This is a genomic window from Serratia sp. (in: enterobacteria) (assembly GCF_051654945.1).
GTDB lineage: Bacteria > Pseudomonadota > Gammaproteobacteria > Enterobacterales > Enterobacteriaceae > Chania.
The window spans coordinates 399,009-411,149 of sequence record NZ_JBOFZA010000072.1; the positions used below are offsets into that span (position 1 = coordinate 399,009).

At 40.4% G+C, this 12,141-nt stretch carries 12 protein-coding genes; all 12 read right to left on the reverse strand.

The features are described 5' to 3' along the window. Positions 1-110 precede the first annotated feature (110 nt). Positions 111-1,088, reverse strand: coding sequence for a TRAP transporter substrate-binding protein (locus ACRDCA_RS12340; protein ID WP_438689763.1), 978 nt, complete (start codon positions 1,086-1,088; stop codon positions 111-113). A 1,152-nt stretch (positions 1,089-2,240) separates the two neighbouring features. Next, the gene (locus ACRDCA_RS12345) at positions 2,241-3,458 is read right to left on the reverse strand and encodes a hypothetical protein (protein WP_438689764.1); all 1,218 of its coding nucleotides are present in this window, start codon (positions 3,456-3,458) and stop codon (positions 2,241-2,243) included. After that, the gene (locus ACRDCA_RS12350) at positions 3,439-3,678 is read right to left on the reverse strand and encodes a hypothetical protein (protein ID WP_438689765.1); all 240 of its coding nucleotides are present in this window, start codon (positions 3,676-3,678) and stop codon (positions 3,439-3,441) included. The genes ACRDCA_RS12345 and ACRDCA_RS12350 overlap by 20 nt, the downstream gene beginning before the upstream one ends. Beyond that, positions 3,678-6,110, reverse strand: coding sequence for a phage tail protein I (locus ACRDCA_RS12355; protein WP_438689766.1), 2,433 nt, complete (start codon positions 6,108-6,110; stop codon positions 3,678-3,680). The genes ACRDCA_RS12350 and ACRDCA_RS12355 overlap by 1 nt, the downstream gene beginning before the upstream one ends. Before the next feature lie 43 nt (positions 6,111-6,153). Next, on the reverse strand, positions 6,154-6,945 hold the full coding sequence (locus ACRDCA_RS12360; RefSeq protein ID WP_438689767.1) for an Ig-like domain-containing protein: 792 nt from the start codon (positions 6,943-6,945) through the stop codon (positions 6,154-6,156). Further along, the gene (locus ACRDCA_RS12365; RefSeq protein WP_438689768.1) at positions 6,929-8,155 is read right to left on the reverse strand and encodes a baseplate J/gp47 family protein; all 1,227 of its coding nucleotides are present in this window, start codon (positions 8,153-8,155) and stop codon (positions 6,929-6,931) included. The genes ACRDCA_RS12360 and ACRDCA_RS12365 overlap by 17 nt, the downstream gene beginning before the upstream one ends. 69 nt (positions 8,156-8,224) lie before the next feature. Continuing rightward, positions 8,225-9,079: a hypothetical protein gene (locus ACRDCA_RS12370; protein ID WP_438689769.1), complete on the reverse strand. Its 855-nt coding sequence runs from the start codon at positions 9,077-9,079 to the stop codon at positions 8,225-8,227. Positions 9,080-9,097: 18 nt separating this feature from the next. Beyond that, positions 9,098-9,442 carry a hypothetical protein gene (locus ACRDCA_RS12375; RefSeq protein WP_438689770.1) on the reverse strand — a complete coding sequence of 115 codons (345 nt, stop codon included), beginning with the start codon at positions 9,440-9,442 and terminating at the stop codon, positions 9,098-9,100. Continuing rightward, the gene (locus ACRDCA_RS12380; RefSeq protein WP_438689771.1) at positions 9,439-10,131 is read right to left on the reverse strand and encodes a phage baseplate protein; all 693 of its coding nucleotides are present in this window, start codon (positions 10,129-10,131) and stop codon (positions 9,439-9,441) included. Before ACRDCA_RS12380 ends, ACRDCA_RS12375 begins: the two co-directional genes overlap by 4 nt. Positions 10,132-10,159: 28 nt before the next feature. Continuing rightward, positions 10,160-11,200 (reverse strand): hypothetical protein, encoded by a 1,041-nt coding sequence (locus ACRDCA_RS12385; RefSeq protein ID WP_438689772.1) that lies wholly within the window; start codon positions 11,198-11,200, stop codon positions 10,160-10,162. After that, complete coding sequence (locus ACRDCA_RS12390) at positions 11,200-11,466, reverse strand: phage baseplate plug family protein (RefSeq protein ID WP_438689773.1); 267 nt, start codon at positions 11,464-11,466, stop codon at positions 11,200-11,202. Before ACRDCA_RS12390 ends, ACRDCA_RS12385 begins: the two co-directional genes overlap by 1 nt. Beyond that, on the reverse strand, positions 11,463-12,137 hold the full coding sequence (locus ACRDCA_RS12395) for a hypothetical protein (RefSeq protein ID WP_438689774.1): 675 nt from the start codon (positions 12,135-12,137) through the stop codon (positions 11,463-11,465). Before ACRDCA_RS12395 ends, ACRDCA_RS12390 begins: the two co-directional genes overlap by 4 nt. Positions 12,138-12,141: the final 4 nt, after the last annotated feature.

Sequence of the window (12,141 nt, forward strand, 5' to 3'; positions counted from 1 at the left end):
GTTTGTATGAGCACTCTGTAGTCGTAATATTTGCCGTCGTGGGCGAGGGATATACTATTCCCCTCGCCCACCGTCAGAGTTCAGTTTTTTATACGACGATATAAAGAACGTTACTGTACATCTGCAATGCGTTGGAGCAGTTCTTCGTGGCCCTTACCGAACTCATCGCGCACGGATTGGGTCGCTTTGTAGTAATAATCGGTATCGATATCATGGAACTGCACTCCACCCGCTTTCATCACGTCCAGAGATTTCTGGTTATATTTCTTCCACAGTTCGCGCTGCTCAACCTGGGCTTCTTTGGCGAGTTGGATAAGCAATGTCTGATCTTCCTTGCTTAACTTATCCCACTTGGTTTTGGAGAACAGGAACACTTCTGGAATAATCGAGTGACGGCTGTAGGTATAGTTTTTCGCGACCGGCAAATAGTTATGTGCAACAAACGTCGGCGGGTTATTTTCAGTGCCATCGACTACACCGGTCTGCATTCCACTGAAGACTTCACTAACCCCCATCACCACCGCGTTGGCCCCCATTGCTTTCAGCGTGGCCAAGGCGACCGGGCTTGGCTGAACACGGATCTTCATGCCTTGCAATTCTTCCGGTTTAGTCACCGGGCTTTTGGTGATAAGGTTACGCGTACCGCTATCCATCCATCCTAAAAAGACCATCCGCGATTTTGGGCTGTTCGACAAACGATCGCCAATATCCTGACCTACCGCCCCATCGAGCACCTTATGCATATGATCTTCGTCACGGAAGATGTAGGGCAACGTGAACATGTTGACGTCAGGTAATATTGCTCCAACCGGCGTCATTGAGACGCGGATAATATCTATGGCGCCGATCTGGGCCTGTTCGATGATCTGTTTCTCATCACCTAACACTCCACCTGGGAAGGTCTTGATCTCAAGACGACCATTGGTCGCGGCTTTTAATTTTTCCCCCATATGCTGGATAGCCACGACGTTGGGATATCCTTCAGGGTGCACATCGGCAGCTTTAAACGTTTGGGCCAAAGCCAAATGGTTACTCAGCAGCGTGGCAGATGTCAGACAAACGCCGAATAGAATTTTGGACAATTTCATCGGTATATCTCCCGGGGCAGTAATGCTAATTAATTGTTGTTATGACTGGATAACGTGAAGATTGACGTTGTTAAGCGGCTTCCCTGCCGCAAGCACTTTGGTAAAACCACAATGAAACACATCGTTACAATACAAGCACCGTAACTTATCACACAGGTTTTTAAGTTGAGCCCAATCACAAAAATACAACAAAATGAAATGATGTTCTTATTTTTAAAAAACATTATTTCACCAACCTCACACCCCGTCTTGACTTGTAGATTTGCAAATAATTGTGATATACATCAAAAATAAATAATGATAACAATCTTTAATTACATTATTAATCGATTCTGATTGCAAACTTAAAAAAACAACATTGACTATAATGACAGGTGGATAATCTTTATAGCCATCATCAGACTGGTTTTACCCACTTCTTTTTGTGTAAGTGAAAATGACTGTTTAACTTTGTATTTTATGATCGGACAGGAGATATCATAGAACTTTGTCATTTTGGTCAGACCAAAACCACAAGAGGGAGAGAGAGGATCCTATTCACAAGACCAAAGCAGAGAATGCCAAGGCCGGTTTTGCAGCCACAGCCACCAGTGCCACCCCATTTGCCGTGAGTGGGCTGTCATCCTCCCACAGACGGGCAACAATCAGTATTGATAATAAGGGCCGTGTATGGACCATACGATAAGCAGGCCAACGCAAAAATCCGATGGCGTACTGGTATTCAGCAATGGTCCTGTCATTTAAACCATTCAAGGAGAACGTTGCCTCAATGGGGAAGATGCGTGGGTGAATAATGTAGCAGGCACCCAAGCAGCGATTAACGCCAAATAAAGGGGAATGGCCGAACTATTTCAGCCGACAAGCGGATTTCAGGCACAAAAAAACCGCCTCTCGGCGGTACGACATTACTACATATTGCTTTGATTATTCTTAGTTTATTTTCCTGGTACCCGGGGCGGGACTTGAACCCGCACAGCCATAAGCCGAGGGATTTTAAATCCCGCGCTTACTTGTTAAATTTCAATTCATTAGCCTTTTTTTTCCTAAGATGGCGCTTTCAAGAACCCGCGCCATTACTGGGTTTGCCGTTTAGGATTTCCCTCATGTTAGGAAAGGATCGCCAGGATTTTTTCTAAAACACACAGTGTAAGATCATGCCGTTCTCATCCAGGCCCGCAGTTGCAAATACCGACTAATAACAGAGAAACTTTGCCCGCTTCCGGTAGCTCCAATTGTGCCAGAAACCGTGTGAGTATGGTCAGCTGCGGCAGAGATCAGATCCACCCCTGAATATGCTACGCCAGCCTCGATAGAATGCCGGTTAGATGTTCCACTATCTAGCGCCGTGTTTGATGGATAAGACCGTAAATTATGCGTGTGCGCACCACCGCCCCCCGTAGAACCCGAAAATGTATGTCCGTGGCTAGGTAACTGCGCCACGCTTAACGTTACATCATCAGCCCCGCCCACGGTTAATGGGGTAGTGCCGATCATGATAGTTCGTGTGTCATAGCTTTTTGATAGATCTAACCATGTTGTACCTGGATATTTTACATTTGGATCATTAGTATTCCCTTTAAATATCACATCGCCGACTTCAAACGGACAATCTGGAATGCCTAGATTTTTTCTTGCCGCTGCCGCATCAGTTAGATCTGATAAATTATTAGATTTAACTAAAAACTTATCCGAATCGAAAAGCCCTTTTGCGGGATTCACTATAAAGAAACAAGATAATTCCTGTGAAAATACAATGATGGCAGGCTGATTAATATTTAGATCTCCCGCCTCTAAATTGGAGTTTACTCCCTTATATAATGGATACGTCCCAATAATTCTATCTGAAACGATCAGTTGAATTGTTGTTGCCCCTGTATTTGCAAGGATTGGTTTTATACTTAATGATGCCCGTAATGCAAATGTGTTTCCCCCATTAATGAAAAAAGTAGATGGAAGTGTAACAGTTAGTGCATTCGCCGTACCGCCAGCAATAGCCGATAAATATTTTCCATTTTGCAAATCTTCAATTTGGACAAAATTATTTTCAGATCCGCGCGTTGAAAAATTTGAAACCACATCATTTAAAGACCAGCCTTTTCTTGTTGTGCCTTCCTGCCCACGAATTACCGTTAAATTATCACCGGAAACGCTAATAAGATGGCAAATTTCAAATACGGTTTCAAGCTCATCAGTAATAGTAATTTTTGAATAAATGGTTTTACTATATGATGGATTAGCGATTGAGGCATCTTCTTGTAATGTTCTTGCGAATAATGCCCCCGTCCCAGGCATGACAGCAATCACCGTTTGTAATGAATTTATATCTGCCGCCAGCGTTGCCCGTATGTTGTTACCGAATCCCAGATTCATCTTGATCCCCTTGTGCAATAGGATTTAATTCATCATCAAGTTGGATTCCGAAAACATTCGCGAATCGTTCGTAAAAATCATCACCAACTTTATTATCTACAATATCATCCCCCATAACTTTTATGACATCCGCCGCTTCCAGTTGAGTAATATAATCTTTAAATACATCATCAGTCTGTGAATAACCGATGAGTTTTTTTAGTTGCTTAATTGTTTTCATTATGCACCACCTCCGCCCCATGCTGCGGGTATTTGATTGTAGTCAGTTAAGCTGGTCGCCAAGTTGAATGTGCTTACATGAGTCGTAGCATTTGGCAACGCAGCTATTAATGACAATCCACTACCTGTTGCCAGTGCGCAATTACCAAATAACCGACTAACATTTGTTATCGTAGGATAAGCAGTTAAATTGAATATAGAGTTTATATTACTAGTTAAATTCCCACAACTATTGAATGCGTAATACAATGTCGTTGCGGCAGTGTTATTGAATAATCCGTCAGCAACACTAACTAAATTAGGGCAGCTTTGGAATGCATACATAAATGTAGTTGCCTTTACATTATTCTCAAACAATCCAGCAGGAACATTTGTTATTCCAGTTGCTGAAAGAATATAAGTAAAATCTGTTGCGTTTATATTGTTTGCGAATAAATTTCTTGGAATATCAACCAAGTAGGTATTAAATGAAAAGGCACTGCTAAAACTGGTTATTAAATGGCAATTCTCCAATATATCTTCTGGAATGTTTCTCAAATCGCAACTCGAGAATAATCCTGTCGCGGTGACCAACTTTGTATTGTATTTAAACAATCCAGAGGGAATTACCTGCAATTTACTACAGTCGAGGAATGTAGATTGCAATGACGTAATATTAATCATTGGGTCAAACAACCCGGCAGGAATTTCTACCAGTGATGTGCATTTTCCGAACAAAGACAAACTGGTTGATATGGCCCCGCTCAACCCATCAAAAAGGGTTGGTGCTAAGGTAATAAGATTTGAGCAGGTATTGAACAGATACTGAATATCAGTTACTTTTGAACACCCTTCAAATATCCCACCCGGTAATGAGACAAGACCACTGCACCCTTGGAATGTATATTGAAGAGAGGCGAGAGCATAACAACCTCTGAATACTCCAGTGGGTATTGTTTTTAATCCGCTGCATAGTTGGAATGCCCTGGCGGCATTACTTAATAAGGTCTTTCCATCAAAAGCATAAGGTGTGATTTCTGCTAGCGCTTTACAGTTGTAAAAACTGTATTGTATTGTCGTTATTTTATTGCAATCTGTGAATAACGGCATGTTTGTCAGTGCGACACAACCATAAAAAACATACGCAAATGTCGTTACTGACGTACATCCTGAAAAAATATCAGAACCAACCGATATTAATGCAGAGCAATTATAAAATGTATTTGAGAATATTGTCGCTGATGAGCAATTTTTAAATACAGCAGCGCCAACAGTTTTAATCCCTGAACACCCTGAGAATGTCTCTGTGAATGTAGAGGCCCCTTTCAATCCCTCAAATAGGCTATCAGGGACAGATGTTAATGATTTGCAGTTGTAAAATGTCTGTGTAAAATTACCACCAGCAATTGCTGTGAATATTCCGTGTGGCAATGACGCCAGAGATTGGCAGTTATAAAAAGCGCCCTGGAATGTCAATGCACTTGAGCAATCAGCGAATAATGCGTCAGGAATTGCGGTGAGGGCAGTGCAACTACCAAACACGTAATAAAAATTACTCGCGGCAGAACAGTTTTTGAAAATTCCATTCCCGATTGTTGCCAATTTGGTGCACGCCTGGAATGCTCCATAAAATGTTGTTACGTTTAATCCATCAGAGAACAAGTTGCTAGGCGTGGTCGTTAATGAGGAACAGCCGTAAAATACATTCTGATATGTCGTGACATTGACCAATCCAGAAAATAAACCATCGGGGATTTTTAACAACCCAGAACAGTTAGAGAAGGTTTGCAGGAACGTTGTTACTAATTTACATTTGCTGAATAAACCATCAGGAAGCAATGTTAAATTCGTACAACCAAAAAGCGCCTGTGCGAATGTTGTCACATTGGGGCATGGGTCGAACAATCTATCTGGCAGCGTCAGTAGACTGGTACAACCATAGAATGCTGCCTCAAAACTGGTGACACTGCTCAGGTATTGGAATGCATTATCATGGATTTTATACAATCCGGTATTGGCGCGAGCAAATGACGACATGCTAGTTCGAGCGCTGGATACCCGGATGATTTCACGCAACGTGTTGAATACGTACGTCGTGCCCGTTCCAGAGCCAAAGAACCGGATGGTATCGCTGCGCTTAACGGTGATGGTGTAATCTTCGCCAATATTCAGGTCTCGGGTTGTCAGCACCCAGCCATATCCGGTGGTGAGACTATCCTCAATAAACCGATAATCGACACTGTCTACCCCGTCGCCGTAATCAATAGTGAATGGTTCTGCCATATTGACGTAAAATAGCGGACGCTCTACGGCATCAATACGCATAACAAATTGTGTTGCGCTAACAACGTTTGTTACTACAGAGGCTATATATCCGCCATCTTCCGTAGTTACAGTAACGTTTGTATTTCCAAATTTACTTCCGCCCGTAATAATTATTTGGCCGTCAGCCATGGCAATTCCTCCAATAAAGGATTTTATATTTTGCTTTGATAATTTATTCTTCTGGGATGATAACTGTTGCTATAGAAGTATCATCTGAAGCGGCTGTGAAAGTTTTATTTGTTGCGTCTTTTGGTAAGACTGTCACATCCAAAATACGAACCTCACCAGGCATAAGATCAATAATAGTTTCAGATAATTTAATTTCTGATACCGGTATAATTTTATATACAGTTACGATGTATTTATACATGAATGGCAAATTTACAAACTCTTGTTCAATACATGCTGCCAGCGCATAAGCTACACCATCATCATAATCGGGTATGCGAACATAGAATGTTCCATCTTTTGATTTAATACTAATATCAAAAGTTTCATCTACTGGTGGATCAATCCCATCATTGACCAGAATAAATCTGGTTATACGCCGTTTAAACCAGGGGATTGAAAATTGAAATCCATCACCCTTGTAAAAATTCCAGGTTAAAACGCGCTTAAACAAATCATCTGATAAATTGCTATATTGCCCGGCAACATAGTTTGAAATGGTCGCATATGTAATAGCATTATATTCTATTGTGTTGTAATCCCCTTTTTGTGTTTGTTCTTTTACAATTTGCAATGCTGGCCTGATTTGCCCATAAATCCCTTGTGCTATCCAATCCAACAGCCACCCTGTAATTAATTGTGATGTCCAACATGGCAATTGTAAATTATTAAACGCATCCAAATATTTTTGAGCCATTTCATTATAAGACTCAAAAAATGCCGTTACATCCTCATCATCGTTATATTGAGTAAAAACATATGAGGGAATTATGTTTGTTTCAATTTGATCCATCATATTTTTGCACCGTTACATGAGAGGCGTTAGTTGTGAAATATTTATAATAATCACCGGTAACTAATCCTGTATTAACATCAGGTTCAACTATGACACCGTCAATGGCAATTCGAATTCTTATCAATGAAATTTGCTCAACATTAATAATTGAACTAACCGATGTTGAAAATAAAGCTTGTAACTGATAAACGTTAATCGGTTGACCTACAAATATATTATTAATTTGTTCCACAATGGCAGGCGTTGAAAGTGTAGCCATAATTGTTGGATCAACAAAATTAGTTCCTGATGTATTCCACGTTAAAATCACCGTTACAGTTTGTGAGCTAGGAACAATAAAAGGAATATCATAAAAATCAGGAAATCCATTTATTGTTATTGTTTCACTATGGGGGGCATATCCCGTCGCGCTAACCACATCAGCCGTTAACATAGAAATATCAGGAACAGATTCATAAATTGCCAATGCAACCTCATAGGGATCGCCACCGCCAACAATAATTGCCCATTTATTTAGCGCAACTTGCCGATATGAAATTAAATTAGGATAAACACCATGCACCCTTTCCAGGGCAGACTTCAAATTTTCCGGCGTTCCTTGAACGGTAAACATCCCCGCATTCATCACTTGCGTTCTGTAATCTTCATTCGTTTGCGCAATCAGACCAGGTAAGCCGCCAATCGCGTTGGTCACTGATAGCGTGATGCCCTTTGGAACGGATGTGATTATCTGCGTGACAGTTCCTTCCGGGACGGCCCAGGAGCCACCAGCGACAGCTAAGCAGTAAACCGATCCACTCTGCCCGCTGGCGGGAATGATGCTGTTATTTTGAACTGCGTATTGGTAATTACCATCAGAAACGATAAATCCACGCGGCACGACAAATCCAGGTGAACCCATGAAAATCACGCTTACCGATGTATTGGAACCAATGCCCCTAGGAACGCCGTAAATCCCCCCTAGCTGATTCAATAAGGGGATATTGGCACCATATGGCGTTACCGAGTTGATAAGGTCTACCATGGCGGAATCTATCAGGGCTAGCGCCCCTATGGCTGTACTGGCTAAATCCGTGATCAATGCTGGTGGAAGATTTGCCGTATAACCTGGAACTTTTGATTCTACAGATGTTACCAATTTTTCTAATAATTCAGCTGGTGGCGTAGGTTGAGCGCCGGCCTGTGTTATTGTTACGGGGAAATCTGACATGGTTTCGATTACTCCAGGCGTAAAAAAACCCGCGCTAGGCGGGTTCGTGAGATTTAATGACTAAATGATTTAATTTTCAACGGAGATGTAATTGTACATTCCTGCTGATTTTTCAAAAACAATTGAACCTGTAGCCCTATCAATTATTTTCATATTAATAAGAGAATTTCCACTACCATTTCTAACATTAATTTGGAAGTGTTTTGAAAGTGGTATTCTTAGCACGCCGACACTATTATTTCCAGCAGCCCCAATATCAGCCCCTTGATACATATTATAATTATTTCCATTTTTAATTTCAAATGTCGATTGTGTGTATGTACCATAAGCACAATGAATTATCGGATAATCATATCCCATGAGCTTACAACTAACGTATGCCATATATGGATATGCTTTTATTGATATAGAATTAAATTCAATTTCTTTTCTATTTCTTTCTTTTATTTCATCTTCTTTAGTTTTTTTAATATCATTATCTGATTCCCATGTAACTTCCGGTTTCCCCTCATTATCCTCTTTAAATGTTAAATATCCGCTTTCCTTACCTCCTCCGTGGAGTTCAATTTCAGAACGACATATTATGGTATTCTCTTTAATGGAGTTTCTATCCTCATTATCAATGCTTTTATTTATAACAATAGATTTTGCTATTATGTTACTTTTATTTTCAGATAAAGATTTATTTAGCAATGCAACGGTATTTTCAGATGTGAATCCTTTATAATAACAAACCGGAGGATCATTTCTAGGTTTTCCGCTCCAGGTGGCCGGATTAAATGATTTCAAAGCCTCTAAATAAGTTTCTCCGATAATGCATCCTGATAAACTTATAGAAACTAAAAACAATACACTATAATTTATTATTTTCAATGCTCTACCCTCATCCATTACGAGTAGAAATATTTTATCACTAGCTAGCATAACTATCACCATGGATTATCACACGGCGATCGTACTGCTAAACGATGCACCAGAAAGCGTCACAATATCAATGTCATATGTTGGATTTTGAGCGCCTGTAACCTTTCTTATCGCAAGTGAGGCAAAGTAACCGGAAAACTGTTGTTGTACCATATTGACATAGTAATCTGGGTAAACCTGTTCAACTACGCTCTGTTGTGCGGGGATGCCATATTGAGCATAAAATGGGGATTCCCGCAGGTTTAGCTTTAACGTTTGGATCAGCGTTGTAATCCAACCATATGTGAAATCACCATTTTCATCCGATTCAACGGCAACCCATTTTTTAACGCCATCCACATCTATACGGCCCCATGTTCTCATTTGTTCGGTTTCTCCGATGTTACCGTACCGCTACCGGTCTGGATTCCCTTAACTTCGTGCGTATGCCCGATGGTGCTGATGTTGCTTGCTGTTACGTCATTTTCTACGTGTACAGGGCCAATCAATCTTGCCGTTGTGCCGCTGGTCATCTGATCCGCATCCTGAACTATCAGACCGTTTAAATGGATGATCCCATTTAAATAGATATCTGCCGCAGTAATGGAAATTTTTCCCGGCTCAATGTTGATTGAAGAATCCGCGCCTGTGGTCTGCAACAACACCCCTTTTGGCCCATGAATTGTAACCTGGTCTGGATCGAATGCTATCCAATCCACATTAGAAATAGGATGGAATACTAACGCGGTCAATGATGGAGGTGTGCTCATATCAGGCAAGCCCACTCCCAAGCCGCTCACGTCCCGTATGGACACGCTAGCGGCAAGCGCGATCCCTTTGTCGCCAACTTGAATCGGATATCTAATATATTCAGCCCCGGAAAGCGGGATTTTAACTTCCGGGATATTAAAATCACCTGGTAAAACGTCAAATTTTACCGTAATGATAGCCCCTTCAACCTTCACAACATGGCAAGGTAACACCTTACCTAATATAGATGTGTTATCACGTGCGGCCCCTTGGCTAAATTCCGCAAGTGTTTTTAATGGTGAAATCTTTTGTGAATTACTCATATGTTCCCCTTAAGATGGATTTATTTAATTAACTTCTTTTATTTTGTTTTTCCCATTCACTAATTTCAACCATTTCAAACACTGTTACCCATGATTCACCAGAACCATTGTAAAAATCTCCAATGTGCCGGATTCCCAAAATTACATAGATCCCCGTAAAACTTAATCTTTGAGTTTCATTAATAATCGACATTTGGCTACCAATGCTCAAAATTGATAGTGGGCCATTAATAATATCAATAGGTAATGTCACATGATCACCAACACTAAGATCTGCTCTCATCGGGGTTTTTACGGAAATAGTTGCGAAATGATCATTTCCGCCAACCCATGTTGGTTGCCCTATAATATCTTGAGCATAGAATTTTATAGGCTCCGCCGTGACTGAATTATCAAAAATATTAATTTCACCTTTTTGCACCACAATTCTAACACCGGAATATCTTAAACCACCATTCATTCCAATTGTGATATTTTTTAACGCCAATGACATTTGCGTCAAAGTACGAAAAGGCGCGATCCAATCTTCTTGCAAAATTAAATTCTGGTGAATATCTACAGTTATTTTTTTGTTTGGGTAAGCCTCTGTTAATGTTCTTGTAATTACGTCAGCTAATTTTTCCCCTTTTTTTCCAGACATGTTTATATTTATAGGCTCTCCATCAATAGTGGTATATTCCATAGGGTTTATAATAAGATTTAACGTTTGATTTACGCCTTCCCAATTTCCGTAAGAACTCCATACGCGCCCGGTTAAAATCATTCCTTGTTGTGCAGAATTCGCTAACGGTAAACCTTTCGAGAATCCAGCATAAATAGTAACGATACTATTTTGTAAATTTACCGCCTGCCTCAACATGGATAATGGCAAACCATAAATCACTAACATTGCCCCTTGCGCTGGTAAATCCATCGTTATTGTATTTATATCAAATGCAACTTGTAACGGTGCTGAAATTTGTCTTTCTCCTTTTTCTGGCACACTGTATAAGGGAAAAATCTTCATTCCGTTTGCATCAGTAACAGGCTTACCACTTGCATCAGTTAATTCTATTCGATAATAACGCATTATGTAGCCTCAAAATTTTTCGTGCTCTCCCGATAAACTAAAGCACCTGGCGCATAAGGTAACGCCAAATTAATATCATAATTATCTGGGGATGCCACTAGCGGAGTATAAATAACGATTGTGTTATTAACATCGCTGATTTGAACATAATAGCGATTTGCATAACGATTATATGGGATCGTGATGAAGAAAGTTTGCCCGCCTATACTTGCCGTAAATCTGAAAGGCGCTTTATCTGATGGTGTGAATGCTATAAATACGGTCATGATGGGAATAATCCTGATATAGACTGTTTAATTGTTGACCAAACATTGCCACCAGGTGACGATACTCCTTGAGTAAATTTATCCATGAGATTTCCCATGACAATATCTAATTGTGAAATATATAAAAGAGGTTGTTCAAATTCGAATGCCCATTCATATTGTACTTGCTTAATCTGATCGCTAAACCCTGAAATATCCGTCATTGAACGCATCACACAGCCAGCATAGATAAAAGCAGGGGTTAAAATAGTGTACGTTCCTCCCAACTCATGATGTTTATCTAAAGCCATCTTGATCCCTGTAAATGTAATAGGCTTCGTAATGTAACCGCCATCCCTAGTGGTTGCTGGTTTTAGCATATTCATGGTTACTCTATTTGGCCTTTTGATCGTCGCATTGCCAGCGGTAGCCATATTAAAAAATGGATACGTGCCGACATCTTGAGCGATTAGTGTGCTGCCTGGAACTACTCTAAAGTTAGTTGTCAATAATTCCGCATCCAACCCCGTATCACTGAGTTTTCCTTGTAAAAGCCCATTAACTAAACTTAATCCATCTGTTAACACGGCAATAGGCATGATTCCACCAGGTATGGATTCCGCAATGCCATCAACTAGCAAGATTGGCGTTTTTTGAAAGGCCAACGAAAAAGCATTTTCGTATAAATTCATAATT

Bases quoted from the DNA above. Each gene is read 5' to 3' on its own strand.
- ACRDCA_RS12345 (WP_438689764.1), bottom strand. From the start codon at position 3,458: ATGAATCTGGGATTCGGTAACAACATACGGGCAACGCTGGCGGCAGAT.
- ACRDCA_RS12380 (WP_438689771.1), bottom strand. From the start codon at position 10,131: ATGAGTAATTCACAAAAGATTTCACCATTAAAAACACTTGCGGAATTT.
- ACRDCA_RS12370 (WP_438689769.1), bottom strand. From the start codon at position 9,079: ATGCTAGCTAGTGATAAAATATTTCTACTCGTAATGGATGAGGGTAGA.
- ACRDCA_RS12355 (WP_438689766.1), bottom strand. From the start codon at position 6,110: ATGGCTGACGGCCAAATAATTATTACGGGCGGAAGTAAATTTGGAAAT.
- ACRDCA_RS12350 (WP_438689765.1), bottom strand. From the start codon at position 3,678: ATGAAAACAATTAAGCAACTAAAAAAACTCATCGGTTATTCACAGACT.
- ACRDCA_RS12340 (WP_438689763.1), bottom strand. From the start codon at position 1,088: ATGAAATTGTCCAAAATTCTATTCGGCGTTTGTCTGACATCTGCCACG.
- ACRDCA_RS12390 (WP_438689773.1), bottom strand. From the start codon at position 11,466: ATGACCGTATTTATAGCATTCACACCATCAGATAAAGCGCCTTTCAGA.
- ACRDCA_RS12385 (WP_438689772.1), bottom strand. From the start codon at position 11,200: ATGCGTTATTATCGAATAGAATTAACTGATGCAAGTGGTAAGCCTGTT.
- ACRDCA_RS12360 (WP_438689767.1), bottom strand. From the start codon at position 6,945: ATGATGGATCAAATTGAAACAAACATAATTCCCTCATATGTTTTTACT.
- ACRDCA_RS12375 (WP_438689770.1), bottom strand. From the start codon at position 9,442: ATGAGAACATGGGGCCGTATAGATGTGGATGGCGTTAAAAAATGGGTT.
- ACRDCA_RS12395 (WP_438689774.1), bottom strand. From the start codon at position 12,137: ATGAATTTATACGAAAATGCTTTTTCGTTGGCCTTTCAAAAAACGCCA.
- ACRDCA_RS12365 (WP_438689768.1), bottom strand. From the start codon at position 8,155: ATGTCAGATTTCCCCGTAACAATAACACAGGCCGGCGCTCAACCTACG.